The sequence below is a fragment of the Streptomyces sp. NPDC048419 genome (assembly GCF_043200415.1).
Classification (GTDB): Bacteria; Actinomycetota; Actinomycetes; order Streptomycetales; family Streptomycetaceae; genus Streptomyces.
The window spans coordinates 493,457-518,507 of record NZ_JBICXT010000001.1 but is presented as its reverse complement, the minus strand read 5'-3'; the positions used below and the strand labels follow the sequence as shown (position 1 = coordinate 518,507).

20 protein-coding genes are annotated in these 25,051 nt (G+C 71.4%); 4 read left to right on the top strand and 16 right to left on the bottom strand.

From position 1 onward, the window contains the following. Positions 1–87 precede the first annotated feature (87 nt). The 6 genes from ACGFYN_RS02230 to ACGFYN_RS02205 form a co-directional block, all read right to left on the bottom strand. Positions 88–1,722, bottom strand: a complete 1,635-nt coding sequence (locus tag ACGFYN_RS02230; protein WP_393863807.1) for an acyl-CoA dehydrogenase family protein — start codon at positions 1,720–1,722, stop codon at positions 88–90. A gap of 106 nt (positions 1,723–1,828) precedes the next feature. After that, positions 1,829–2,794, bottom strand: coding sequence for a 2,3-diaminopropionate biosynthesis protein SbnA (gene sbnA / locus ACGFYN_RS02225; RefSeq protein WP_393863806.1), 966 nt, complete (start codon positions 2,792–2,794; stop codon positions 1,829–1,831). A 31-nt stretch (positions 2,795–2,825) separates the two neighbouring features. Next, positions 2,826–3,881, bottom strand: a complete 1,056-nt coding sequence (gene sbnB, locus ACGFYN_RS02220) for a 2,3-diaminopropionate biosynthesis protein SbnB (protein ID WP_393863805.1) — start codon at positions 3,879–3,881, stop codon at positions 2,826–2,828. Then, positions 3,878–4,888 carry a TauD/TfdA family dioxygenase gene (locus tag ACGFYN_RS02215; RefSeq protein WP_393863804.1) on the bottom strand — a complete coding sequence of 337 codons (1,011 nt, stop codon included), beginning with the start codon at positions 4,886–4,888 and terminating at the stop codon, positions 3,878–3,880. Before ACGFYN_RS02215 ends, sbnB begins: the two co-directional genes overlap by 4 nt. A gap of 14 nt (positions 4,889–4,902) precedes the next feature. Then, entirely contained in the window at positions 4,903–6,996 is a 2,094-nt protein-coding gene (locus ACGFYN_RS02210; RefSeq protein ID WP_393863803.1) for an amino acid adenylation domain-containing protein, read from the bottom strand. A 35-nt stretch (positions 6,997–7,031) separates the two neighbouring features. Further along, positions 7,032–9,476 (bottom strand): Pls/PosA family non-ribosomal peptide synthetase, encoded by a 2,445-nt coding sequence (locus ACGFYN_RS02205; protein WP_393863802.1) that lies wholly within the window; start codon positions 9,474–9,476, stop codon positions 7,032–7,034. Positions 9,477–10,330: 854 nt separating this feature from the next. Here ACGFYN_RS02205 and ACGFYN_RS02200 point away from each other — a divergent pair. Then, a complete protein-coding gene (locus ACGFYN_RS02200; RefSeq protein ID WP_393863801.1) occupies positions 10,331–11,473 on the top strand; it encodes a YihY/virulence factor BrkB family protein in 1,143 nt (380 codons plus the stop codon). A 10-nt stretch (positions 11,474–11,483) separates the two neighbouring features. Here the strand turns inward: ACGFYN_RS02200 and ACGFYN_RS02195 are convergent, their stop codons facing one another. Further along, complete coding sequence (locus ACGFYN_RS02195) at positions 11,484–12,326, bottom strand: NAD(P)H-binding protein (protein WP_393863800.1); 843 nt, start codon at positions 12,324–12,326, stop codon at positions 11,484–11,486. 80 nt (positions 12,327–12,406) lie between these two features. Here ACGFYN_RS02195 and ACGFYN_RS02190 point away from each other — a divergent pair, with 80 nt between their 5' ends. Continuing rightward, positions 12,407–13,360: an AraC family transcriptional regulator gene (locus ACGFYN_RS02190; protein WP_393863799.1), complete on the top strand. Its 954-nt coding sequence runs from the start codon at positions 12,407–12,409 to the stop codon at positions 13,358–13,360. Positions 13,361–13,365: 5 nt separating this feature from the next. Beyond that, positions 13,366–14,046 carry a helix-turn-helix domain-containing protein gene (locus tag ACGFYN_RS02185; protein ID WP_393863798.1) on the top strand — a complete coding sequence of 227 codons (681 nt, stop codon included), beginning with the start codon at positions 13,366–13,368 and terminating at the stop codon, positions 14,044–14,046. 10 nt (positions 14,047–14,056) lie between these two features. Here ACGFYN_RS02185 and ACGFYN_RS02180 read toward each other — a convergent pair whose 3' ends face one another. Beyond that, the gene (locus ACGFYN_RS02180) at positions 14,057–14,452 is read right to left on the bottom strand and encodes a VOC family protein (RefSeq protein WP_393863797.1); all 396 of its coding nucleotides are present in this window, start codon (positions 14,450–14,452) and stop codon (positions 14,057–14,059) included. Positions 14,453–14,515: 63 nt separating this feature from the next. After that, complete coding sequence (locus tag ACGFYN_RS02175) at positions 14,516–15,148, bottom strand: VOC family protein (protein ID WP_393863796.1); 633 nt, start codon at positions 15,146–15,148, stop codon at positions 14,516–14,518. A gap of 81 nt (positions 15,149–15,229) precedes the next feature. On the opposite strand from ACGFYN_RS02175, the gene ACGFYN_RS02170 reads away from it, so the two are divergent. After that, complete coding sequence (locus tag ACGFYN_RS02170) at positions 15,230–15,877, top strand: hypothetical protein (protein WP_393863795.1); 648 nt, start codon at positions 15,230–15,232, stop codon at positions 15,875–15,877. Between the two features lie 101 nt (positions 15,878–15,978). Here the strand turns inward: ACGFYN_RS02170 and ACGFYN_RS02165 are convergent, their stop codons facing one another. From ACGFYN_RS02165 to ACGFYN_RS02135, 7 genes are all read right to left on the bottom strand, one after another. Further along, positions 15,979–17,019: a LacI family DNA-binding transcriptional regulator gene (locus ACGFYN_RS02165; protein ID WP_393863794.1), complete on the bottom strand. Its 1,041-nt coding sequence runs from the start codon at positions 17,017–17,019 to the stop codon at positions 15,979–15,981. 173 nt (positions 17,020–17,192) lie between these two features. Further along, complete coding sequence (locus ACGFYN_RS02160; protein WP_393863793.1) at positions 17,193–18,797, bottom strand: family 43 glycosylhydrolase; 1,605 nt, start codon at positions 18,795–18,797, stop codon at positions 17,193–17,195. Next, entirely contained in the window at positions 18,794–19,699 is a 906-nt protein-coding gene (locus tag ACGFYN_RS02155) for a carbohydrate ABC transporter permease (RefSeq protein WP_393863792.1), read from the bottom strand. Before ACGFYN_RS02155 ends, ACGFYN_RS02160 begins: the two co-directional genes overlap by 4 nt. Next, entirely contained in the window at positions 19,699–20,583 is an 885-nt protein-coding gene (locus ACGFYN_RS02150; RefSeq protein WP_393863791.1) for a carbohydrate ABC transporter permease, read from the bottom strand. Before ACGFYN_RS02150 ends, ACGFYN_RS02155 begins: the two co-directional genes overlap by 1 nt. Before the next feature lie 258 nt (positions 20,584–20,841). Beyond that, positions 20,842–22,176 (bottom strand): ABC transporter substrate-binding protein, encoded by a 1,335-nt coding sequence (locus tag ACGFYN_RS02145; protein ID WP_393863790.1) that lies wholly within the window; start codon positions 22,174–22,176, stop codon positions 20,842–20,844. Positions 22,177–22,461: 285 nt separating this feature from the next. Then, a complete protein-coding gene (locus ACGFYN_RS02140; RefSeq protein ID WP_393863789.1) occupies positions 22,462–23,547 on the bottom strand; it encodes a LacI family DNA-binding transcriptional regulator in 1,086 nt (361 codons plus the stop codon). 189 nt (positions 23,548–23,736) lie between these two features. After that, positions 23,737–24,750 carry a hydroxyacid dehydrogenase gene (locus tag ACGFYN_RS02135; RefSeq protein WP_393863788.1) on the bottom strand — a complete coding sequence of 338 codons (1,014 nt, stop codon included), beginning with the start codon at positions 24,748–24,750 and terminating at the stop codon, positions 23,737–23,739. Positions 24,751–25,051 lie beyond the last annotated feature (301 nt).

Sequence of the window (25,051 nt, the reverse complement as noted above, 5' to 3'; positions counted from 1 at the left end):
GCGGCGTTCATGGCCTTGTTGGGGCCAGCTTCAGCGGGGGTGGTGCCGTGTCGGCGCAGCACCACCCCCGCGTCCCGCGGTGACCCCTCAGGACAGCGGCCGGGCCCGCCGCACGACCGACGCCAGGTCCAGGGTGTGGGGCAGGGTGCCGAAGGCCGAGCCGCCGTCGCCGCCCAGCCGCGAGGCGCAGAAGGCGTCGGCCACCTCGGGCGGTGCGAACCGGACGAGCAGCGAACCCTGGAGCACCAGCGCGATCCGCTCCGTCAGCCGCCGGGCGCGCCCCTCGACGCCCTCCAGGTCGGCCAGGTCCGTCAGCAGGTTCTTGATCGCGGCGTCCAGCCGGTGGTCGGCGCCGCGCGCCCTGCCGACCTCCTGGAGATAGGCGTTGAGGGCCTGCGGCTCCCGCTGGAGCGCGCGCAGTACGTCCAGCGCCTGGACGTTGCCCGCGCCCTCCCAGACCGAGTTCAGCGGCGACTCGCGCACCAGGCGGGGCAGCCCCGACTCCTCGACGTAGCCGTTGCCGCCCAGGCACTCGGCGGCCTCGACCGCGACCGGAGCGCACCGCTTGGTCACCCAGTACTTGGCGGCCGGTACGGCGATCCGCAGCAGCGCCCGCTCCTGCTCGCCGCCCTCGTCGTAGGCGGCGGCCAGGCGCAGCGCGAGGGTGGTCGCCGCCTCGGACTCCAGCGCCAGGTCGGCCAGGACGTTGCGCATCAGGGGCTTCTCGGCCAGCTTCGCGCCGAACGCCTCCCGGTAGGTGCAGTGGTGCACCGCCTGCGCGACCGCCTGCCGCATCAGGCCCGCGGAGCCCAGCACACAGTCCAGCCGGGTGGCCGCCACCATGCCGATGATGGCGCGCACCCCGCGCCCCTCCTCGCCGACCCGGCGCGCCCAGGTGCCGTCGAACTCGACCTCGCCGGAGGCGTTGGAGCGGTTGCCGAGCTTGTCCTTGAGCCGCTGGAGGAGGAAGACGTTGCGTGCGCCGTCGTCCAGAACGCGCGGTACGAGGAAGCACGTGAGCCCGCCCGGTGCCTGCGCGAGCACCAGGAATCCGTCGGACATCGGGGCCGAGCAGAACCACTTGTGACCGGTCAGTTCGTACGTCCCGGCCTCGTCGAGCGGCCGTGCGGTCGTCGTATTGGCGCGTACGTCGCTGCCGCCCTGTTTCTCGGTCATGCCCATCCCGAACAGGGCCCCGGCCTTCAGGCGGGCGGGGCGCAGCTCGCGGTCGTACACCTCGGAGGTCAGCCGTGGCTCCCACTCGGCGGCCAGCGCCGGGTCCGTGCGCAGGGCCGGTACGGCGGCGTGGGTCATCGACAGGGGGCAGAGGTTGCCGGCCTCGACCTGCGTCCAGACCACGAACGCGGCGGCCCGGCGCACATGGCCGCCGGGCCGGGTCCAGGCCGAGGTGAGGCCCGCCGAGACGCCCTTGCCGAGCAGCCGGTGCCAGGCCGGATGGAAGTCGACCTCGTCGACCCGGTGGCCGTGGCGGTCGTGCGTGCGCAGCCGGGGCGGGTTCTCGTTGGCCTGGGTGCCCCATTCCTGCAGCTGCCGGGAGCCCGAGGCCCGCCCCAGGGCGGCCAGTTCCTCGCGTCCCTCGTCGAGCAGTCCGGGGTCCAGGTGCCGCTCGACGGCCTCGGTCAGGGCACGGTCGGCGCTGTAGACGTCGTAGCCGACCAGGGGCGGGGGCTGGTTGGTCACGGTGTGCGTGCGGCGTGCCATGGGGCGAACGTACCCCGGGCTTTGGCTTCGTCACACCGGGGACACGGGATGCCGCCCCCGTGCTGCCGTCCGGGGGCTGCCGCCCCCGGACTCCCCGCCGTACGGATCAGGCCAGCCTGGCCATGGCCGGTTCCGGTTCGACCGCGTCCGCGGGCCAGCCCTCCCGGTACACCGTGTCCAGGTAGCGCTCGCCGAGGTCCGGGGCGATCGCCACCGAGGTGAGACCCTGCCGGCCGTGCTCGGCCAGCCACTGGCCGGCACCGCTGATCACCGTGCCGGTCGAGCCGCCGAACATGAAGCCCCGGGCCGCCAGCCTGCGGCAGGCGAGGATGGCGTCGCTCTCCTCGACGCGGACCAGGTGGTCGACGTACGACTCGTCGAGCAGCCGCGGCGGCACGCTGGTGCCGAGGCCGGGGATCATCCGGCGTCCCGGTGCCCCACCGAAGCTCACCGAGCCGACGCTGTCGATCGCGACGATGCGCACCCGGCGCCGCCACTGCCAGAACCAGCGGGCGCAGCCCATCAGGGTCCCGGTCGTGCCGGCCCCGACGAACAGCACGTCCAGGTCGGGGAAGCGCCGGGCGATGGCCGGGGCGGTGGTGCGGTAGTGCGCCCGCCAGTTGCCCTGGTTGGTGTACTGGTTGAGCCAGACGTACCGCTCGTCGGAGGCGCACAGGGCGTCGACGTACGCCATCCGCGCCCCCAGGAAGCCGCCGCGTACGTCCGGTTCCTCGATGACGTGGACCTGGGTGCCGAGCGACTCCATCAGCCGGATCGTCGGCTTGTTGCAGCGCGCGTCGGTCACGCACAGAAACCGGTAGCCCCGGCTCGCCGCGAGCACGCTGAGCGCCACGCCCAGGTTGCCGGACGAGGACTCCACCAGGACCGAGCCCGGCCGCAGCCGTCCCTCGCGCTCGGCGGCGTCGACCATCTCCGTCGCCGCCTTGAGCTTGATGGACCCGGCGAAGTTGAAGCCCTCGCACTTCAGGTACAGAGGCAGCCCCAGTGCGGCCCGAAGGTCGACGTAGAGCTCCTCCTCGTTGAACTGAACAGGATCAGAAATGACGGGCATGATGCCCCCCTCCTCATGCGCCACGGGCCGGTCAGCCATGCCGGCGCAGCTCGTGGAAGAACCCGTCGACGACGTGCAGCCCGCCCCCGCGAGCCACTTCGTCGTGGACGAACTTGCCGACCGCGAGGTCGAGCACCCCCAGGCCGAACGGGGAGAACACCACCGTCCGGTCACCCGGGACGGCCGCCCGCCCGGTCAGTACGTCGTTCAGCGTGCCGTCGAGGAACTCCCGCCCGCCCGTGAGCTGTTCGGCCAGGTGCGGCGAGGTCTGCGCCTTCAGGCAGTGCTCGACGTCGTCGACGTAGTTGGCCGACGCGAGCAGGATCCTCGGGTCCAGGTCGCGCAGCGACACGTGCAGGACCAGCGGGTGGTGCGTGAACCACGACGGATCGTGGATGTGCGGCGTGGCCGCGACCGTGGCGAACACCAGCAGGTCGCTGGAGCGCACCAGGCTCTCGGCATCGTCGTGCACCTTGAACCGGCCCTTGGCGCCCGAGCGTTCCAGGTAGCCGCGGAACCCCTCCGCGCTGTCGGGCGACAGGTCGTACACGCCCGTCTCCTCGAAGTCCCAGCCGGTGGCGGCGAGATGGGTGTGGATGTAGCGGGCGATCAGACCGGTGCCGACGAAGCCGACGCGGGTGGGGCGCTCGCGGGTGCGGCTGAGCCGGTCGGCGGCCAGCGCCGCCGAGGACGCCGTGCGCACGGCGCTGATGACCGAGCTCTCCAGACACGCGAACGGATAGCCCGTGTCGGGGTCGTTGAGGATCAGCACGGCCGACGCCCGCGGCAGCCCGGACCTCGTGTTCTCCGGGAAGCTGGAGATCCACTTCAGCCCGTCCACCCGCAGGTCTCCGCCGAGCGAGGCCGGCAGCGCGATGATCCGCGACGACGGACGGTCCGGGAAACGCAGGAAGAACGACGGCGGATTCACCGAGTCGCCCGCGCCGTGCAGCCGGTACACGTCCTCGACGAGCTCGCCGATCTCCCGTTCGCGGCCCTGCAGCACCTGCTGCACCTGCTCCCCGGAGATCACCGCGAACGGCGGTGCGCCCGGGGCGCCGAGGGCGGCACTGTCGGTGGTCGTCATGCGGGCATCCTCACTTCGATGGTCGGCGCGCAGTCGGTCAGCCGCACCGGGTCGCCGAGCGCGGCCAGCACCTCACGCGGCCCCTCGAAGGGCTCCCTGCTGTGCGAGGTGCGGATGTTGTCGACGAGCAGCAGGTCACCGGAGTGCCACGGCTCGCGCAGGGTGTGGGCCTCGTAGGCCTCGTTGACGGTGCGGACGATGTCCTCGTCGAGCGGGTCGCCGTTGCCGAAGCGGGTGTTGAAGGGCAGCCCGTCCGGTCCGTAGACGTCCACCAGGTACTCGCGCACCTCGGGGTCCATCGTCCACTCGTTGAGGAAGGCGATCTGGTTGAACCAGCAGCGGCGGCCGGTCACCGGGTGGTGCACGACGGCGCTGCGGTGCTGCCTGGTGTGCAGCGAGCCGTCGTCCTGCCAGGCGAACTCGACGGCGTTGGCCCGGCAGTAGCGCTCGACCTCGGCCCGGTCGTCGGTGCCGAAGGCCTCGGCGACCGACGCCCCGATCTCGTCGTTGTAGGTCCGGGTCAGCAGCCAGCCCTCCCGCTCGAACCGCTCGACCAGCTCGGGCGGCAGCGCCTTGAGCACCGTCGGGCCGTCGGCGACCGCGGTGGCACCGCCCGCCTCCGGCGCCACCAGGCAGGCGAAGAGCAGCAGGCCCGGGAAATCGAGGGCGTAGCTCAGCTCGTGGTGCATGCACATCTGCTGGTTGGGCGGCCACTTGGAGGAGGAGTACACGCCGTCGGAGTAGGAGCGGCGCGGTGCGAAGGGCTCCCGGTCGGCCATCAGCCGGCCGCCCGAGAGGCGCCGGAACACCTCCTCCGTGATGCCGGGCCCCTCGAGGCCCAGTCCGCGGACGAGGAGGCTGCCGTGCTCGGCGACCGCGGCACGCAGCGCCTCGCGGTTCCCGGCGACCCAGCCGGCCACGTCGCCGTCGGGGTTGACGTGCAGGAGCGGCGGCCGGCCAGGAGCCAGTTCGATGTCGGGGAGATAGGTCGGGGACGCGTGCGACATTGCACAGGTTCCTTTCAGTGGCGCTGATCCAGCAGCCCCGCCAGATCGGCGAGTACCGGGTGGCGGGTGACGTCCTTGAGAGTGATCGCGCGGTCCAGGGCGATCGCGAGCTTCACCGCGGACAGCGAGGTGCCGCCGCGGTCGAAGAAGTGGTCGAGGCGGCCGATCCGGTCGGCGGGGATGCCCAGGACCTCGGCCCAGGCGGCGGCCAGCCGCCGCTCGGCGGGGCTGTCCGGCGCACCGGAACCGTCGGTCTGGAGCTCCTCGGCGAGCGCGGTCAGCGTCTTGCGGTCGACCTTGCCGTTGGCGGTCAGCGGCAGCTCCCGGCGCCAGTGCACGACCGCCGGGACCATGTACGAGGGCAACGACGCGGCCAGCTTGTTCCGCACCTCCTCGGCGCCCACCGGCTCGGCACCGGTGCAGAACGCGGCCAGCTGCGCGCCCCGTACGACGACCACGGCGCCGTCCCGGACACCGGGCACCCGCAGCAGCGCGTTCTCGATCTCGCCGATCTCGACGCGGAAGCCGCGGATCTTCACCTGGCTGTCCCGGCGGCCGAGGAACTCCAGCTTCCCGTCGGGCAGCCAGCGCCCGTGGTCGCCGCTGCGGTACAGCCGCTCGCCCGGCCGGTACGGGTCCTCGCCGAAGGCCGCGCGGGTCCGCTCGGGGTCGTTGACGTACCCGCGGCCGACGCAGACTCCGGAGAAGACGATCTCGCCGGGAGCGCCCAGCGGTACGGGCGTCAGGTCCTCGTCGACGACGTACACGCGTACGTTGGCGATCGGCGGCCCGAGCGGGACCCGCTCCTGCTCCGGCACGCGGTCCATGACCTCGTGGTTGGTGTCGTCCGAAGTCTCCGTCAGGCCGTAGGCGTTGACGAGCCGGATGCCGGGCATGGCGTCGAACCAGCGCTGCACCAGCTCCTTCTTGACCGCCTCACCGGTGACCGACACGCAGCGCAGATCGGGCAGTTCGCGCGGCCGCTGCTCCAACTCGGCCAGCACGGCCTCCAGATACGACGGCACGATCTGGAGCACGTTCACCCGGCCCCGTACGACGGTGTCCACGAACCGCGGCACGTCGAGGATCGTCTCCTGCCCGATCAGCAGGGTCCGGCCGCCGACGAGCAGTGCGGAGACGAGCTGCCACAGGGAGATGTCGAAGCACTGCGGCGCGGTCTGCGCGACCGTCCGCCCGGCACCGACCGCCAGGTCGTCGATCTTGGCGAGGACGTGGTTCAGGAAGCCCGCGTGCTCGCACATCGCGCCCTTGGGCTCGCCGGTGGAGCCGGACGTGAAGTAGATGTACGCGAGTTGGCCGGCCGCGACCGGCACGGCCGGGTTCGCGTCCAAGTGGCCCTCGGCGTACGCGTCGTCCACGAACAGCCTGCGGACGGACGGGTCGACGTGGGTGGCGCTGCCGTGCTCGGTGAGGACGAGCTCGCAGCCCGCCCGGTTGAGCGTGGTCCTGATGCGGTCCGCCGGGAAGTGCGGCTCGATCGGCAGATACACGCCGCCCGCCTTGAGGACGCCGAGCACGGCCGCCGGCCAGTCCAGGTTCCGCTCCATCACCACCGCGACCACGTCCTCGGACCGCAGTCCGCGGTCGAGCAGCGCCCGGGCGACGCGGTTGGCCCGGGAGTTGAGCTCCCGGTACGTCCACCGCCGTCCGTCCTGCTCGGCGGCCACCGCGTCCGGGTGCAGCAGCACCCGCTGCTCGAACAGCTCGTGCACCCGCCGGTCGGGCAGCTCCCGCTCGGGACCCGCCAACTCCTCGAGCTGAAAGCGGAGTTCCTCCTCGGAGAGCAGGCTGCGCCGGTCTGGCCCGGCGAGCGCGGTGAGGTGGTAGCCGGCGATGCGGGCCGCGGCCCCGGCGTCGAGGACGTCGGTGCGGTAGTGCAGGCGCAGCGTGCGGCCGGTGACGGTCACGTGCAGGGCGCCGTCGTCGGGCCCGGCCGTCACGTCGTCCTCGCCGGACAGTGCGGCGAGCACCCTGGTGTGTGCGGCCGCCAGCGCGGCCGGTGTGCCGGACACGCCGTCCGGCAGCGGGACTTCGTACTCCGCGACGCCCACAACCGGGTCGAGCGTCCAGCGCGGAATGGTTTCCATCGGTGGTTCCCCCCTGTGTTTCCCTGCTGTTCCTGTCACCCGTGCCGCGGCGCGACCGCCGGGTTCCCGCCCCAGTGCGCCCTCGGCGGCATCTCCTCGCCCTTCATCAGGAAGGAGTCGGGCGCGAGCACGGCGCCGTCGCCCATCGAGACGCCGTAGTGCACGAGTGATCCGGTGCCGAGCGTGCAGCCGGCGCCGATGGTGATGTGGTCGGACTTGAAGGTCCCGTCCTCCTGCGAGTGGGCCTGCACCTTGGTGTGCGCGGCGAGCGTGCAGTCGTCGCCGATCGCGGACAGCGTGCGGTCGGTGATGTAGCAGCCGTCGTCGAAGACCCGGCGCCCCATCCGCACGCCCAGCAGCCGCCAGACGAAGGCCTTGAACGGCGTCCCGTTGAACACCACGAGGTGGTTGTCCGGCACCTTCCACAGCCGCTCCACCCACCAGAAGTGCGGGTCGTAGATGGACCGCAGCTGCGGCTGGAGCGGCCGGAAGCGGGTGATCAGCCGCTCCACCAGCACGTAGTAGCCGGTGCTGAACACGAGGCCCACGACCAGTGACGCGCCGATCAGCAGACCGCCGACGACGCCGTTCGCGCCGTACAGGTCGAAGGCGGCGAAGCCGAGCACGCTCAGGGCGAACCAGTGCAGCCAGCGCACGAACAGGAACAGGCCCATCGAGCGCAGGTTGTAGCGGTTCTTCGCGGCCAGCCGGCGGTGCAGTTCGCCGCCCTCGCGCAGATGGTCGAAGCGGCTGTCGCGCTCCACAGAGCGTGGGATCTCGAACGGGGGCGAGCCCAACAGGCCCACGCCCTCGCGGACTTCGCCGTCCAGCGGGACCATCACCTTCGTCGCCAGCAGGACGTTCTCGCCGGTGCGGCCGCCGCTCGGGTAGGCGATGTTGTTGCCGAGGAAGCTGTGCGCGCCGATCGTCGCGCGGGAGACGCGGAAGGACGTGCCGGAGAAGTCGGCGTTCACGATCGACAGTCCGTCGGCGACCATCGTGCCGCTGCCCACGGAGACCAGGTACGGCGTCTCGTGCTGGACCTCGGTGCCGAAGTTGGAGCCGGTCTGCTCCACGTGCGAGAGGTCGTAGCCGATGGACCGCAGGTAGTGGACGATGTAGGAGCTGTCGCCGCACAGCCACTTGAAGAACTTGATGTTGGTCATGCGGGCGACGGTGCGCTGCAGCGAGTAGTGGAAGCCGTAGAGCGGATAGACACGGTCCGGGCGCAGCAGCGCGCTCAGCAGGCGCGGCAGCACGGAGACGGCGGCGAAGCCGAGGACCAGGAAGCCCGCGTAGGCGGCCAGCGAGAAGCCCAGGGCCTCGCCGTAGAAGGCGGCCGAGCCCAGGTCCTGGGAGGTCGGGTCGAGCAGCATGTCGAGGCCGGGCACCACCGTGAGCACCAGGTAGGTGCCGCCGACCGCGACGGGGACGTAGACGGCCAGCATCTGGAGCAGGCCCCCGAGGCCGTACACGGTGCGGCGCAGGGTGGAGACGCGGGCCGGGGGCACGCGGACGTAGTCGACGTCCGTGGGCTGGGCCGGCGAGCCGTGCCGGCGCTCGCCCGCCGGGACCGTCATGCCGCCGTACAGGGCGGAGGAGTGGCCGAGCTGGGCGCCGTCGCCCATCGTCGTGCCGATGTCGACGACCGACTTCTCACCGATGTACACGTCCCGGCCGAGCGTCACCCGGCCGGTGCGGATGCGGCCCGCGTCCGCCTGATAGCACAGGACGAAGGTGTCCTTGCGGATCACCGAGCCGGCGCCGACCGTCAGCAGATCGGTGCAGACCGGCACGGTGTGCGTCAGGATCGTGACACCCTTGCCGATCTTCGCGCCGAGCGCCCGCAGGTACAGCACGTACAGCGGGCTGCCGGTGAACAGGACCAGCGGGTTGGCGTGCAGCAGTGCCTTGACGGTCCAGAAGCGGAAGTAGGCGAGGCTCCAGACCGGGAACTCCGTCTCCTTCCAGCGGCCGATCAGCAGCCACTTGGCGGCGATCGGGATCACACAGGCCCCGGCGAACACCGCGGCGCCGAAGAGGAGCGAGCGCAGATAGATGTCCACGACGCCGTCCACGGCGGAGATCCACTCGTAGCCCTGGCCCATGACGATCCCGGCGAGCACGCAGTACGCGGCGAAGACCAGGAACTGCAGTGCGCCGCACAGCAGATGGATCGAGGTGCTGCCGGGCTGCGGGGCGGGCGTCTCGGGGACAGGGGCCGGCGCCGGGGTGTCGTGAGCCGTGTCGAGGGCGGCGGCCAGGCGGCGGATCGTCGGATGGCCGTAGACGTCCTTCATCGACACGGACGGCAGATCCGGACGCTTGCGGACCCGGGCGCAGAAGTGGGCCATCGTCAGCGAGTTGGCGCCGAGATCGTCGAAGAAGTGGCTGTCGACCGGTATCTGGTCCTTGCGTACGACGCCGGCCAGAACCTCGGCGAGTACAGATTCGGTGGCGGTGTCTATTTTCTCCAGCACGTCCGCTCCTTACGGGTTTTGCAGTCTTTACGCGCTTTGCCGGTTGCCCGGTTCCGTCGGTGACAGGCTTGTTGCACGGGACCCGGCGGCGGGGGCGGCGGGGGCGGTGGGGAGCGGATCGGGGGAGTCCGGCGGGGCCTCGTCCGGGAACGCGCGTGCGAGCGTCGGCGAGTCGTCCGCCCCGGCGATCCGCGGCACGGCGCGGCCCGCGCCGTCTCGATGGGCCTGTGACGGCGGATGCGTCAACGGATGCGGAGCTGGCATGAGAATTCCCCCGAGACAAATACGGTGGAACTCCGCCCGCTGTTCACGGGAAGCCGGAATTCCATACCATTGGGATTCGAGTTCAAAATGATGCGGAAGAGTATGGAGTGGCCGCGTGAAAATGGCGCAGGGCAGCACGGCGCGACCCACATGGATCCCATGCGGATCACGGGTAACGCGGCTGGATCGGGCCTTGGTCCTGGGCCCTCGAAGTCCCCCGTGTCGTGTACGCCTAAGTCGTCCTCAGCAGCGCAACGAATGCAATGGAAATTCTTTCGGAGAGTTCATGAACGCTTCAAGGGCGTTTCACCCATTGGCGCATTCCGGTCGCTCCGGAGGGCCTGGATCATGACACGGTTTTCCGGTGCCCCCGTGCGTGACCGGGGATATCGCCGCATCGGCGGTACATGTGCCGGGCGCGGTTCCGGTTGAGAGGTGGAACAAACCGGCCAACAGGGACATGACAGAAGAATGGGCCGGAACCGCCCGCCCGGTTTCCGGTCCGTAGCCGCCCCGTTTCCGTCCCCGCGCCCCGACGGGCGGCGGGCCGGGGGGTGAGTGCACCGAGCAACGGCGGATACCTTTAGGGCGTGCAGCCAGCAAGTGAATCCCCACAGGGCCCTTCAGGGCGTCTCCATCGGGCGCGTGCCCTCTACCGGAACGTCTCGAAGCGAAGGACCGCCTGGCTGCTGCTCAAGGACACCGTCAACTCGTGCATGGAGTACCGCATCCTCGGCCTCGCGGCAGAGGCAGCGTTCTTCACGCTGCTGTCCGTGCCACCGCTGCTGCTCAGCATGATCGGCCTGCTGGGCTACGTCGACGACTGGACCGGCGCCGACACCATCGCCAGCCTGGAGAACAACCTGCTGGAGGCGTCCCGGACCGTCCTGTCCGACAAGGGCGTCTCGGAGATCGCCCAGCCGATCCTGCACGACGTGATGAAGGGCGGCAGACCCGACGTCATCTCCATCGGCTTCCTCTTCGCCCTGTGGTCGGGCTCCCGCGCCGTGAACGTCTTCATCGACACCATCACGGTGATGTACGGCCTCGACGGCGTCCGCGGCATCGTCAAGACCCGCATGCTGTCCTTCGCGCTCTTCATCGTGGCCCTGCTGATCGGCTCGGTCGCCCTGCCGCTGATGGTGGCAGGCCCGGACGCGGTGGTGAACGTCGTGCCGTGGTCGACGACCGTCGTACAGGTGCTGTACTGGCCCGTCGTCATCGTCCTGTCGGTCGTCTTCCTGACCACGCTGTACCACGTCTCGGTGCCCGTCCGCTCCCCGTGGATCGAGGACGTGCCGGGCGCGCTGGTCGCCCTGGCGATGTGGGTGCTCGGCAGCTTCCTGCTGCGCATCTACCTCACCAGCACGGTCGAGGGCCCCACCATCTACGGCTCACTGGCCGCGCCCGTCGCCGTGCTGCTGTGGATCGGTGTGTCCGCCTTCGCCGTGCTCGTCGGGGCCGCGGTCAACGCCGCGATCGACCGGGTCTGGCCGGCCGCCGCGACCGCCGCGGCCCGCGCCGCGAACGAGCGGGTGCGCGAGGCGCAGCTGGCCGAGCAGGTGGCCCGCGCCGCCGCGGGCGTCGACCCCGATCCGGACGACCCGGACATGCCCTCCGAGTTCCCCGAGCGCTGGTCGCGCTTCCTGCCTCCGGAGGACGTGACGTCCCGCCTGCGCACCCATGTGAAGAGCACGCACCCGCCCCACCATCACAAGCCGGACACTCCCTGACCCTCTCGGCTCACGCCTTCCAGGTGCCCGCCGCGGCGGCCTCCCCCACGAAGTCCGAGAAGTCGCGCGGCTCGCGTCCCAGCACCTCGCGGACGCCGTCGCTGAGGTGGGCGTTGCGGCCGTCGAGCAGCCCCTCGAAGACCTCCACCAGGAACTCCGCCTCCGCGGAAGGCACCCCGAAGCCCGTCAGCGCCTCGCCGTAGGCGCGCGCGGCAACCGGCGTGTAGGTGAGCTTGGTGCCGGTCGCCTCGGAGATCTCCGCGACCGCCTCCCGGAAGGACAGCAGCCGCGGCCCGGTGATCTCCACCGTGTGCCCCACATACCGGTCCCCGCAGGTCAGCGTGGTCGCTACCACGTCCGCGATGTCCCGTACGTCGATGAACGGCTCCCGCACCTCGCCCGCCGGGAACGTCAGCTCGCCCCGGCACAGCTCGTCGAGGAGCGGCCCCTCGCTGAAGTTCTGCGCGAACCAGGCGGCCCGTACGACGGTCCAGTGCGCGCCCGACGTCCGCAGCGCCTCCTCTGTCGCCCCAGCCTGCTCCTCGCCGCGCGCCGAGAGCAGCACCAGCCGCCGGACCCCGAGACCGACGGCCTCCCGGGCGAGAGCCGCGACGCCCTCCGTCGCGGCGGGCGCGCCGACGTCGGACGGATGCACGAGGTACGCCGCGTCGGCGTCCCGCAGGGTCTGTGCCCAGGTCGCCGGATCCTCCCAGTCGAAGCCCTGCGCGCGGGAGGCGGCCCTGACGGTCAGCCCCGCCGCCCGTGCCGCCCGCACCACCCGGCTCCCGGTACGCCCCGAGGCACCGGTCACCACAACGGTCATGTCCTGCGTGTTCGCCGCGTTGTCCGCCATGCCTCAAGTCAACGGGCGTGCGCCCCCAACCCCCATGGCTGAACGGCTCATTCCCATGTCCGGCCGTCTACGCTGACCCCATGGACGCTCTGGCCGGCCTTCTGGAGGGCCCCCGCGCGCGGGGCGCCTTCATGATCCGCGCCTGTTTCGATCCGCCGTGGTGCGTGCGCATCGAGGACCGGGCACCCCTCACCGTCATGCTGATGGTCCGCGGTGAGGCGTGGGTCGTGCCGGACGCCGCGGAGCGGGTGCTGCTGCGGCCCGGCGACCTCGCCATCGCGCGTGGCCCGGACCCCTACAGCTGCGCCGACGACCCGGACACGGCCCCGCAGGCGCTGATCCTGCCGGGCGCCGAGTGCAGCTACCCCGACGGGCGGTCCCTGAACGGCTCCATGGACCTGGGCGTGCGCACCTGGGGCGACCGGCTCGACGGTTCCGCCGTGATGCTGATCGGCACCTATCTGTGGCAGGGCGAGGTCAGCGGGCGCCTGCTGGACGCCCTGCCGCCCCTGCTGACCCTCACCTCCGAGGTGTGGGACTGCCCCCTCACGCCGTTCCTCATGGAGGAGATCGTACGTGACGAACCGGGCCAGGAGGTGGTCCTCGACCGGCTGCTCGACCTGCTGGTGATCGCCGCGCTCAGGGCCTGGTTCTCCCGCCCCGAGGCGGCGGCCCCGGCCTGGTACCGGGCGCTCGCGGACCCCGTCGTGGGCCGGGTGCTGCGCCTGCTCCAGGACGACCCCGGGCACCCCTGGACGGTGGCCTCCCTGGCCACCAAGGCCGGGGTGTCCCGCGCCGCCCTCGCCCGCCGCTTCAGCGAGCTGGTGGGCGAGCCCCCGATGACGTACCTGACCGGCTGGCGTCTCGCCCTGGCCGCGGACGCGCTCCGCGACACCGACGACACCCTGGAGGCGATCGCCCGGCGGGTCGGCTACGGCAGCGCGTTCGCCCTGTCCAGCGCTTTCAAGCGGGTGTACGGCGTGAGCCCGCAGGAGCATCGGGGGCGGGCGGGGGAGACCGCGCGCGTAGGCTGACGAACGTGTACGAGGAGAGACCGTCCCGGCTGCCCGGAGCGGTCGTGTGGCGCAACACCCCGGCCGAGGCCGGCGTGGGGCGGGTGCTGCCCGACGGCTGCATGGATCTGCTCTGGCACGAGGACCGGTTGCTGGTCGCGGGACCCGACACCCGGGCCTACGTCACCGAGGGCGCCCCCGGTGTGTGGACGGGCCTGCGGTTCCGCCCCGGAACAGCCCCCGCCCTGCTGGGCGTGCCCGCGCACGAACTGCGCGACCGGCGCGTGGCGCTCGCCGACCTGTGGCCGGCCGCGGAGGTCCGCCGCCTCACCGCCCGTATGCACGCGGCCGCCGGACCGGCGAGCGGGCTCGACGAGCTGGCCCTGCGGCTGGCCGCCGGCGCCGCACCCCCCGACCCGCTGCTACGGCACCTGGTGACCGCCCTCGACGCGGGCCGCCCGGTCGCGGCCACCGCCGGGGAACTCGGCCTCGGAGCCCGCCAGTTGCACCGCCGCTCCCTGGCCGCCTTCGGCTACGGTCCCAAGACGCTGGCCCGCGTGCTGCGGCTGCAACGGGCGCTCGGGCTGGCCCGGCAGGGCGTCCCGTTCGCCGAGACGGCGGCCCGGACCGGGTTCGCCGACCAGGCGCATCTCTCCCGTGACGTCAAGGAGTTGGCGGGCGTCCCGCTGCGCGAGCTGCTGAGGTGACGGCGCGCGGCTACCGGGGCAGCGGCGCGAACAGGTCGACGCCGTTGCCGTCCGGGTCGTGCACGACCGCGTACCGCTGGCCCCAGAACGCGTCCCAGGGCTTCAGCTCCCCGTGGTGTCCCGCCCCGACCAGCTCCTCGTACGCCGAGTCCACCTCCGCCGGGCTGTCGCAGCGGAAGGCCAGTCCGGTGCGGTAGCCGCCGGTGGGCGGCCGCCACCCGGCGTGGAAGGAGCGGACCGTGTCCTCGGTGTCGAGCAGCAGGCGCAGCCCGCCCGGCAGTTCGGCCTCGCAGTGCGGCCCGCTCTCGGCGCCCTCGGGGAACGCCAGGCCGAGCCGGCGGTAGAAGGTGACGGCGGCCGCCATGTCGGAGACGACCAGCCCGACGGCATCGATTCGTGGAGTCATGCGGTCACGGTAGGCAGCACTCCGGCGGCGGGTCTTGAAGGAAACGGACATCGCGCGCCAGGTTCACCCGAAGGTCACCGGCCCCCGGGGCGTCTCCACCGTGAACGACAGCCCCACCGGCCCCTCGGCCACGAGCAGTTCGGCCCCTACGGCGGCCAGCAGGGGCCGCAGCTCCTCCGGGTCCGGTGCGGTGGCGGACAGCCGTACCAGGGGAGTGACGGGCAGGTCCGTGGCGGTCGGATGGACCGACGCACCCCAGTCGATGAGGAACGGCACCAGACCGGAGGGGTGCTGGGTGTCGCCGTCGGTCAGCCGCCACTCCAGCAGGGTGCCGTCGGGGCGGCGGCGGCTCATCGGGCGGACGTCGCCCGGGTCGTAACCCTGGGCGCGGGCGGTGGCCACGGCCGCGTCGAGGTCAGGCGGGCTGATGGCCCAGGTCACCGTCCGCGCGCGGTCCACCTCGTCGACGTCGAACGGGCGGGGGCCGTCCGGCTCCGCCTGCTCCGGGTCCGGCCCGATGATCTCCAGGTAGCTCGAACCACCCAGCGACACCAGGAAGTTGAGGGTGCCACGCCCGACGTGGGCGCCACCGAGGGCGGGCGTCACGCCGGTGCGGCGCGCGAACTCGGCGACCGTCGCCGCCAGATCGGGGGTTGCGAGCACGAGGTGGTCGAGGTGTGAGGGGATTGTGTTCATCGGAGTCGAGGCTACGCAGCCCCGCCCCCGTGATGGAACACCTGTGCGGCGGCGTTGCGTCGCATGCGGCAGGATGGGGGAGTGATCCGAACCCTGCGCGCCCTGCCGCCGCTTCTGCTCCTGCCGGTGCTGCTGACAGCCGGCTGTGGCACCGAGAAGGCAGGCGCGAACGCCGGGGCCGGCGGCTCGGCCACACCCGCCGACCCGGCCCGACTCAAGGCACGCGCACAGGCGTTGGGCATCGCTCCGGAACTCGTCTACGTCACCGGGTCGCCCGGCTACACCCTCGCCCGGCAGTCCGTGGGCGTGTCCGGCGACGACGGCTTCTCCGCCGTGTACTGGTCGCCGAAGACCAACACGCAGATCGAGATCCGGGTGGACCGCGGCACGCTGACCGCCGCCACCTGCCCGCGGCAACCCGTCGGCGACGCACCCGACGGGCAGACCAGGTGCACGCGCGAGGGCGACGCCTGGTACCGCAGCGCCGGCCGGCAGCACGGATACGCGCAGCCGAGGAAGGGCTATGTCATCTGGCTCACCGGCGCCGGCGTCCCGCGAGCCACCCTGCACAAGGCACTCCTCGCCGCCCACCACCCCTCAGCCGCCGAACTCGCCGACCTCCTGCCGCCCGCGCCCACCTCGACCCCCACCGCACCCGTACGACGAGGCGACCTCCCGCCGAACGGCGACGGAGCCCCGAACAACGCGGTTCCGAGCGAAGGGGGTTGAGCGGACCGCGCCCCGACAGGGGCGGGGAACTGCGCGACCGGCCACGACGCACCCGCAGTCGAAGACGGACCGTCAGCCACGCCGCACACCCCGGCGAAGGCTCAGCGCGGGCGCGCCGTACTGGAACGCTCCACCAGCCGAGTGGACAGCTCCGTACGCGTGCTCTCCGGCCGGTCCCCCTCCATCATCCGGACCAACTGGTGCAGCGCCGTGGCCGCCATCTCCGACAGCGGCTGGCGGATGGTGGTGAGCGCCGGGGTGATCCAGCGCGACTCCGGCAGATCGTCGAAGCCGACGACGCTGACGTCGTACGGGACCCGCAAACCCCGTTCCGCCAGGGCCTGGTACACGCCCAGGGCCATCCGGTCCGAGCAGACGAAGACCGCCGTCGGCGGCTCGCGCAGGTCGAGGAGGTCCAGCATGCGGCGGTGCGCGACCGTCTCGTCGAAGCCGGCGTGGCGGACGTACTCCGGACGATGGCGGACGCCCGCCGACGCGAGCGCCGAACGGAACCCGGCGACCCGCGCGCTGCTGCACATCTTGCGCTGGTGGCCCGCGATGACGGCGACGCGTTCGTGGCCGAGGGAGAGCAGATGCTCGGTCGCGGTGACCCCGCCCTGCCAGTTGGCGGCCCCGACCGACACCACGCCCGGCGGCGGTTCGAGGACCGGGTCGATCAGGACGTACGGGATGCGGTGCTGGTCCAGCCAGGCGTACTGCGAGGTCGTCAACTCGGCCAGGTTGAACAGCACTCCGGACGATCCGCGGGCGATCAGCTTGTCCAGCCAGCCGCGCTCAGGGCGCGCGCCCCGGGTGCGGGTGAGTCCCGCCGAGACGACCACCTCCAGGCCGGCGTCGTGCGCCGCCGCTTCCACGCCCTGGAGCACCGCACCCGACCAGGAGCTCTCCAGGGAGTGCACGACCAGGTCGACCAGCCCCGGCACCTTCGCCGCGTCGAAGCGGGGCCTGCGGACGTAGCCGAGCCGGTCCAGCGCCTCGGTGACGCGGCGGCGGGTCTCCGGCGCCACGTCGTCCCGGCCGTTGACCACCTTGGAGGCGGTCGGCACGGACACCCCGGCCTCGCGGGCCACGACGGCCAGCGTCGGCCCGGCCGCCACGCTCGCACTTCCCGTGCGGACCATCGGGACCACCTCTCCGGCCCGCCCGAGGGCCATGAAAAGTTTCGACCAGCGCGGAAACAGTAAGCGCTTCCTACCCTAGGTTCACCGGCTCATCACGGGAAGAGCCCGGGCTTCGCAGGTCTCGATGGTCCCGAACTTTCGAAACTTCGAACGTGGCGAGGCGTGTTGGCGGTTTACCGGGAGGGCCGACGGTGGCAGGTGAGGGCGAATCCGGTGAAGTCGGCCGTGAACGCCGCGTCCACCAGGTCCATGGCATGGATGCCGGCCATCGCCCCGGTGAAGCGGAGCCCGCAACCGTGGTCGTCGGAGAGCTTGGCGAAGTCCAGCGGCTCCCCGACCGGCGTACGTACGCCGTCGCGCACGTACCAGAACCGCGCCTCGGCCCCGTCGACCGTCACCCCCAGGGCCACCGGGGCGTCCGTGCCGACGCCCACGACCGCCACCGTGCGGGCGCCCGCCTCGTCGCGCTCAACGAGCCGCAGCACCGTACGGCCGCCACCCCGCCACTGCTGCCCTCGCTGCCCCTCGCCTCCGGGCTCCGCCCAGGTCAGATCCAGGCTCAGATACGCCTGAGCGTCGTACCGGAGCACCAGGCCCGCAGCCTGGGTGAAGGTGACGGGCCGCGCCTCCACGGTGACCTCGGCCTCCGCCCGGTGCTCGGTGATCCGCCGGGCCAGCAGACTGTGCGCCCACCGTGACTCGGGTCCGTGCCGTCCGCGCAGCCGGATCCAGCCCGGACGGCTCGTGGTGTCGGCCCAGGACGGATCGGGCGCCGCGCGCAGCGTGCTCCACGGCCAGCCCAACGGATCGGTGGTATCGGCCGGTTGCTGCGGCAGTGGCGCCGGATGCGTCGCCACGTCGACCTCGACGGCAGGATGCCAGTCTCCGTGCGGCATCCTCGGCCATCCGTCCGCGTCCCAGACCACCGCCTGGATCGCCGTCTCCCGGCCGAGCGTGCAGCGCGGGCCCCGGGGCGTTTGCACCGGGCGGGCCGCCAGATGGCTCAGCACCCAGTCCCCGCCCGCGGTCCGCACCAGCTCCCCGTGCCCGGCCTTCTGCAAGGGCAGCGACGGGTCGTCCCGCGAGGTCAGCAGCGGCCGGTCGGCGAGCTCGTACGGGCCGGTGAGCTCACGGCTGCGCGCCGTCCGCACCCCGTGCTCGAAGCCGGTGCCGCCCTCCGCCAGCACCAGGTGGTACCAGCCCTCCCGGTGCACCAACTTCGGCCCCTCGACGAGCCGTTCGTGCTGGAGGAGCAGATGGGTATCACCTATCGGGCGCAGCGTCTGACGGTCCAGCTCGGTCAGCACGATGCCCGCGAAGCGCCGTCCGCCCGGGCGGTGGTCGTTCTGGAGATTGAGCAGCCACAGCCGGCCCTCGTGGTGGAAGAGAGCGGGGTCGAAGCCATGGCCGGCCACCCGGCGCGGCGCCGACCAGGTGCCGCCCGCCTCGGTGGCCGTACTGACATAGGTGTCCAGGTCGAAGTACGGCGTTCCGACCGACCGCACCACCGAGTACACGACCCAGAACCGCTCGCCGTCCCAGCTCAGCGACGGCGCCCAGATGCCGCCCGAGTCCGGCACACCGGCCAGCGAGCCGCCCGGGGCGGCGCCGCGCACATGCCCCGCGTACTGCCAGTGGGCCAGGTCCCGCGAGCGGTGGATCGGGATGGTCGGGAACCACTCGAAGGAACTCGTCGCGATGTAGTACCAGTCGCCCACCCGGACCATGGAGGGGTCGGGGGCGAAGCCCCGCACAACCGGGTTGTCCAGCAAGGTCACTTGAGGGCTCCCAGGGTGACGCCGGTCCGCCAGTAGCGCCGCATCGCCACCATCATGATCGCCATCGGCACGATGGACAGCAGCGCGCCGGTCAGCACGAGGCTGGTGAGGTCGACGCCGGACTCCAGGCGCTTGCCGGACCAGTTGTACAGGCCCAGGTTGAGAGTCCAGTTCTGCTCGCCGCGCAGCACGGTGAGGGGGAGGAAGAAGGCGTTCCAGGTGTTGACGAAGGCGAGCAGGAAGACGGTCGCGCCGCCGGTGGTCATCATGCGCAACACGATGCTGAAGAAGATGCGCAGCTCGCCGGCGCCGTCGATGCGGGCCGCCTCCAGCAGCTCGTAGGGGATCGTGGCCTCGGTGTACACCTTGGCGAGGTAGACGCTGAAGGGGTTGATCAGGCAGGGGACCAGCATCGCCCAGGGCGTGTCGACCAGGCCGATCCGGGAGAACAGCAGGTACAGCGGCAGGGTGAGCAGGGCGATCGGGATCAGGAACGAACCGACCACGCACGCGAACACCAGGTTGCGGCCCGGGAACTGGAAGCGCGCGAGGCCGTAGCCCGTCGCGAGCGCGAGCAGCGTGCCGCCGAGGGAGCCGACTCCGGCATAGAGAAGGGAGTTGGCCGTCCAGCGCAGGAAGATGCCGTCCTCGTAGGTGAACAGCTGATGCAGGTTGTCCCAGAGGTGCCAGCCGGAGAACCAGAGGCCGCTGCTCTGGTAGAGGCCGACGCGGTTCTTGGTGGCGGCGACCATCAGCCACCAGACCGGGAACAGGCTGTAGACGCTTGCCAGGGCGAGTCCCACGAGGAGGAAGCGCTGGCTCCCCCGCGAACGGGCCGCCGGATCCGGCCGGTTGAGCCGCCGGAGAGGCTGCTGCTTCGTGCGTTCCTCGGTGAGGGCCATCAGTCGGCCTCCTTCGACGTCAGCCGGTAGAACAGGAAGGAGGCGACACCCAGGATCAGGGCGAGCAGCACCGACAGGGCCGCGGCGTAGTGGTAGTTGCCGGCGTTGAACGCCTGGTTGTAGATGATCATGATCGGGGTGAAGGAGTCGCCGACCGTCTGCGGCGTGATGTTCCGGAACAGCGCCGGCTCGTTGAAGATCTGCAGCATCTGGATGACCGACAGCATGCCGGTGAGCACCAACGCACCGCGCACGTACGGGATTTTGATGCTGCGGGCGATCCGCAACTCGGAGGCACCGTCGAGCCGGGCGGCCTCGAACAGCTCACGAGGGACGCCCTGGAGCGCCGAGTAGATGATCACCATGTTGTAGCCGACGCCGTGCCAGGTGAGCAGATTGCCGATGGACGGCCACACCAGCGACGGCGCGAAGAAGTTCCAGTCGAAGCCGAAGACCTTGCCGAGCGGGGTGAGCGGGCCGACGTCGGGGCTGTAGAGGTTGATCCACACGAGGGCGGCGACCACTCCGGGGATCATGTACGGCACCAGCAGCAGAAGCCGGAACCGTCCGGCCGCCTTGGAGCTCAAGGCGTCCAGGAACAGGGCCAGGACGAGACTGATGAGCAGCATCACCGGGATCTGGACGCAGGCGAAGAGCACCACCCGCAGCACGGAGCCCATGAACGCCGAGTCGGTCAGGCCCTGCTGGTAGTTGGCCAGGCCGGCGAACTTCTGTGCCGAGCCGCCGAGTCCGAGGCCGGACTGCTGCTCGCGATACAGCGACTGATGGATCGCGTACCCGATCGGCACCAGATAGAGGAAGACGAAGCCGAGCTGGAAGGGCACCGTGAAGGCGGCCCCCTTCCAGCGAACCGAGCGGATCATGAGCGGTCGCTCCAGTCCCTGGGGAGTTCCCGGCGGATCAGCTCGGCGTCGCGCGCCCCGGCACGCCCTCCCCCGGAGGGGACGCCCCCGGCAGCGTTGCCGCCGGTCCCCGATTCCCCGACTCTCGGCTCAGCCGGAGTGGGGCGACCCCCGTCGCGCCGACCCCCGCCTCCGCCTTGCAACTTCCCGCACCGGATCCCGCTCGGGCCCGCCGGTTCGCGCCGCTTCCTGCAGCCGACCTGATCCACCGGACGCCCCCTAGCCCTGGACACTGATGCCGCGGGACTTCAGGTCCTTGACCGTCCACTGCTGCATGTGCGCCAGCAGATCGGTGACCTTCTCCTGCTTGTTGACGACCTTCGCCCACTGGCTCTGCAACTCGGTGAACATCGCGGTCCAGTTGGGGCCGAAGGTCCAGTCGGTGGTGACCTTGCCCAGACTGTCCGTGACGACCTGCTGGGCCGGCCGGTAGTTCTTGCCGAGCAGCTTGCCGGACATGGAGTCGGCGACGTAGGCCTTGCTGTCCGCGAGCGCGGGCATCACGCCGTTGCCGGTCGTCGGACTCGCCATCGTCTTGACCGCGCCGGTGTCGGTGGACATCCACAGCGCGGCGTCGGCCGCCTGCTCGGCGTTCCCGCACTGCTTGGTCACCAGCGTCACGCTGCCGGTCAGGTTGGTGCCGGCCGGCGTCCTGGCCGCCTCGCCCGTGTACGTGGGCCACGGCGAGAGCGCCCACTTGCCGAAGGACCTGGTGAAGTTCTGCACCATGCCGGCCATCTGCCAGGTGGAGATCTGCCGGGTCGCGGTGCCGCCGTTGTCGTAGTTGCGCTGCACGGCCGCGTAGTCGGCGAACGACAGCTTGGAGTCGAGGTCGTTGTCGATGATCTGCTGGATCACCTTCGCGGCCTTCAGGGTGCCGGCGTCCTGGAAGTCGATCTTCCAGGAGTTGCCGTCGATGGCGTACCAGTGCGCCCCGCCCTGCATCGCGAGCACCTCCAGGGTGCTGGGGTCCTCACCGGCGAAGTTGGTGATCTTGACGCCGTGCTTCTTCAGGACCTTGCCCGCGGCGATGAAGTCGTCCCAGGTGACCGGGGGCTTGATGCCGTACTTGGCGAAGATGTCGCTGCGGTAGATCGTGAAGTTCGGCGACGAGCTGGTGGGCACGCCGTAGCTCTTGCCCTGCACCTGCGCGCTCGCCCAGGAGCCCGGGTTGAACTTGTCCTTGCTCGGGCCCACGTACCGCGTGATGTCGGCGAGCGCGCCCTGCGAGACCCAGCTCGTCACGTACTCGGCGGTGTTCTGCACCAGGCAGGGCGCGTTGCCCGCCTTGACCGCGTTGGTCAGCTGCTTCTGCATGGTCAGCTGGTCGGTGACCTTCGTGTACTTCAGCTTGACGTCCTTGTGGGAGGCGTTGAACGCCTTCACGACGGCCTCCTGGCCGTTGGCCCAGCCCCAGAAGGGGAGGGTGAGCGGACCCGAGGACTTGGCGCCCCCACCGTCGTCCGAACCGCCGCAGGCGGTGAGCAGACCGGTGAGCGCGAGTCCCGCGACAGCGGCGTGGGCGAACCTTCTCCGGGGGCTGGTGAAGTTCATCTGACCGTGTTCCTTCGGAAGTTGGGCGTCTGGGAGAGAGCAGACGACGGCTCGATGCGCAGGCCGGGAACGGCGGCCGGGAATCCGTCGGCGCGCGGTTGAGGGGCCGGCCAGGCGGAAGCTGTAGAAAGCGGTTGCCGTGACGGTAGGCCGTACAGTCCGGCCGTAGCAAGGGGTGTGCGGGGACTTATTCCGTCAAGAGCGGAAAGGTGCTGGTGAGGAAGAGAAACCGGTTACGAAACGGTTGCTTCCCGGTGGCCGGGTTCTGGTGCGGGCCGGTGCCGGTCAGCGCCGGGTCGGCGGCTGCACGGAGTTCCGTACGACGACATGGGTGCCCAGCACGAGGTGGTCGCCGTCGGCGCCCTTGCGGCGGCTCGCGCCGCCCTCGCGCCGGTCGGCCACCGCACGCAGGGCCACCCGGCCCATCTCCTCGTACGGCACGTGCACGGTGGTCAGTTGCGGCGTGAGCTGGGAGGCGAGCGGGATGTCGTCGTAGCCGACGATGGAGACATCCTCCGGCACCCGTAGCCCGGCCGTGCGCAGGGCCTGCAGGGCGCCCGCGGCGACCACGTCCGTGCCGGCGAGCACCGCGGTGAAGTCCGGCGTCTCGTGCAGCGCCGCCTCCACGGCGCTGTGGCCGTGCTCGTCGTCGTACGGACCGTGCCGCACCATGCCCGGGTCGAAGGGCACGCCGTAGGCCTCGAAGGCCCGTTGCGCGCCCCTCAACCGCCCCTGGGCCGTGGTCAGTTCGGCGTGTCCCGGCAGCAGCAGGATTCTGCGGTGCCCGGCCGACAGCAGGTGGCTGGCCATCGCGTAGGCGCCGCCCTCGTTGTCGTAGTCGACCGTGGTGGCCGGGACGTCGCCCTCCAGCGGTGGCCTGCCCACCAGGACGAGATGGGAGCCGGCCGCGTCGAGGGAACGGGCGAAGCGGGCCATGCGCAGCTGGTACTCGTCGTAGTCGTAGGCGCCGCCGAGCAGGACCACCGCGGCCACGCCCTGCTGGCGCATGAGGTTGACCAGCGCGAGTTCCCGCTCGGGGTCGTCGCCGGTGGTGCCCACCAGGGAGAGCCAGCCGCGTAGCGTGGCCGCGCCCTCGACCCCCTTCGCCACGTGCGCGAACGCGGCGCCGGTGATGTTGTTGATGAGGATGGCGACCGTCGGCGTGCCACCGCCGGCGAGGGAGCGGGCGTGGGCGTTGGTGACGTAGTCCAGGTCCCGGACGACCTTCATCACCCGGCGGCGCAGGTCCTCGGAGACCGGATAGTTGCCGGACAGGACGCGCGAGACGCTCGCGACGGACACGCCCGCCCGCTCCGCCACGTCGCGGATGGTGGACCGTCCGGCGTCACCGGACGCCTTGCGCTGACTCACCGCGGCTCCTTCACCTTCACGACTGCCCCGCCGGCTGTGCGGGAGCGCGGCGCTTCGCCGTCCGGCCCAGGTGGTCGACCCTCGCCGGGCGGCCGGAAAGCGTGCCCCTGGCCGGTGCGGAAACCGTATCCCATTGCTTTCCGTCGGGGACCGGCCGCAGGGGCGGGGCAGCAGCGGCCCCGGGGGGCCTCACGCCACACGCACCATGTCCGAGTGCCGCACCTCATGGGCCGGAGGCAGGCCCGCGGCCAGGCGCTCCAGCTCCTCGACGACGATACGGCCGAGGCGTTCCAGTTCGTTGCCGAGCGAGCCCGCGATGTGCGGGGTGAGGAAGACGTTGGGCAGGCGGTAGAGCGGGGACGCGGCGGGCAGCGGCTCGGGCTCGGTGACGTCGAGGACGGCCTGGAGCCGGCCGGAGACCAACTCGTCGGTGAGCGCGCCGTGGTCGATCAGCGCGCCGCGCGAGGTGTTGATCAGCACGCCGCCGTCCCGGATGAGCGCGAGCCGGCCGGCGTCGAGCATGCGGTAGGTCTCCGGGATGTCGGGGGCGTGCAGCGACACGATGTCGCTGCGTCCCAACAGCTCGTCCAGTGGCAGTGGTTCGGCACCGAGGGCGGCCGCCTCGGCCGGGTCGACGTAGGGATCGTGGAGCAGGACCGTGAAGTCGAACGGCCGCAGCAGCTCCAGCAGCCGGCGGCCCACCCGCGAGGCGCCGATGACCCCGATCCGGCGGCCGACGTTGCCGGTGTGCGCGGTCTCGGCGACGGTCGGGTAGGTGTGCGTGGCGCGGAACCGCTCGCGGTGGGCGAAGGTGTCCTTCCCGGCGAGCAGGATCATGGCCAGCGTGTACTCCGCGACCGGCAGGGCGTTTCCGGTCACCGCGCTGGAGACGGTGATCCCGTGCTCCCACAGGGCGTCGCCGACCAGCGAGCGGACCGAGCCCGCGGCGTGCAGGACGGTGCGCAGACGGGGCGCGGCGGCCAGAACGGCGGCGTCGAGGCCTGGGCAGCCCCACCCGGTGATCAGTACGTCCGTCCGGGCGAGCCTGTCCGCGGCCGCCGGATCCCCGAAGTCCCGTACGACGAAGGAGGGGTCGAGGTCGCACGCCCGCCGCAGCCGGGCCATCAGCGGCGGCGGGAAGAGCAGCGGGAGGTGTACCGGATCCATCGCGAACGCGGCCTTCGGTGGCTGGGGGTCGGGCATGGCACTCCTGAAAGGCTTGGACGACAAGGTCGTACGGCAGGTGGACCGCTCGTGGATGACACGATGATGAAAACGCTTTCTGAAAACGCCTTCTACCGTAGATCCGTATGGAAGCGGCGGTCAATCGCCCGGTCGAGACGTGTGGTGCCGGCCTTGCCGCCATGGGCACGGTCCGCGATCCCGCCGTGCCGCGAAATCGGTTACTGCGGTGCGGTCGGCACGGTCCGTCTCGGAGCGTGCTCTCACAACCGGTTTCCGCACTGACCTGCACCGTAGCCACTCCCACCCCCTGAACACAGCG

Coding starts and splice junctions, on each gene's coding strand:
- ACGFYN_RS02210 (WP_393863803.1), bottom strand. CDS start 6,996: ATGGAAACCATTCCGCGCTGGACGCTCGACCCGGTTGTGGGCGTCGCG.
- ACGFYN_RS02230 (WP_393863807.1), bottom strand. CDS start 1,722: ATGGCACGCCGCACGCACACCGTGACCAACCAGCCCCCGCCCCTGGTC.
- ACGFYN_RS02155 (WP_393863792.1), bottom strand. CDS start 19,699: ATGGCCCTCACCGAGGAACGCACGAAGCAGCAGCCTCTCCGGCGGCTC.
- ACGFYN_RS02180 (WP_393863797.1), bottom strand. CDS start 14,452: ATGACTCCACGAATCGATGCCGTCGGGCTGGTCGTCTCCGACATGGCG.
- ACGFYN_RS02135 (WP_393863788.1), bottom strand. CDS start 24,750: ATGCCCGACCCCCAGCCACCGAAGGCCGCGTTCGCGATGGATCCGGTA.
- sbnA (WP_393863806.1), bottom strand. CDS start 2,794: ATGCCCGTCATTTCTGATCCTGTTCAGTTCAACGAGGAGGAGCTCTAC.
- ACGFYN_RS02190 (WP_393863799.1), top strand. CDS start 12,407: ATGGACGCTCTGGCCGGCCTTCTGGAGGGCCCCCGCGCGCGGGGCGCC.
- sbnB (WP_393863805.1), bottom strand. CDS start 3,881: ATGACGACCACCGACAGTGCCGCCCTCGGCGCCCCGGGCGCACCGCCG.
- ACGFYN_RS02175 (WP_393863796.1), bottom strand. CDS start 15,148: ATGAACACAATCCCCTCACACCTCGACCACCTCGTGCTCGCAACCCCC.
- ACGFYN_RS02145 (WP_393863790.1), bottom strand. CDS start 22,176: ATGAACTTCACCAGCCCCCGGAGAAGGTTCGCCCACGCCGCTGTCGCG.
- ACGFYN_RS02195 (WP_393863800.1), bottom strand. CDS start 12,326: ATGGCGGACAACGCGGCGAACACGCAGGACATGACCGTTGTGGTGACC.
- ACGFYN_RS02215 (WP_393863804.1), bottom strand. CDS start 4,888: ATGTCGCACGCGTCCCCGACCTATCTCCCCGACATCGAACTGGCTCCT.
- ACGFYN_RS02165 (WP_393863794.1), bottom strand. CDS start 17,019: ATGGTCCGCACGGGAAGTGCGAGCGTGGCGGCCGGGCCGACGCTGGCC.
- ACGFYN_RS02150 (WP_393863791.1), bottom strand. CDS start 20,583: ATGATCCGCTCGGTTCGCTGGAAGGGGGCCGCCTTCACGGTGCCCTTC.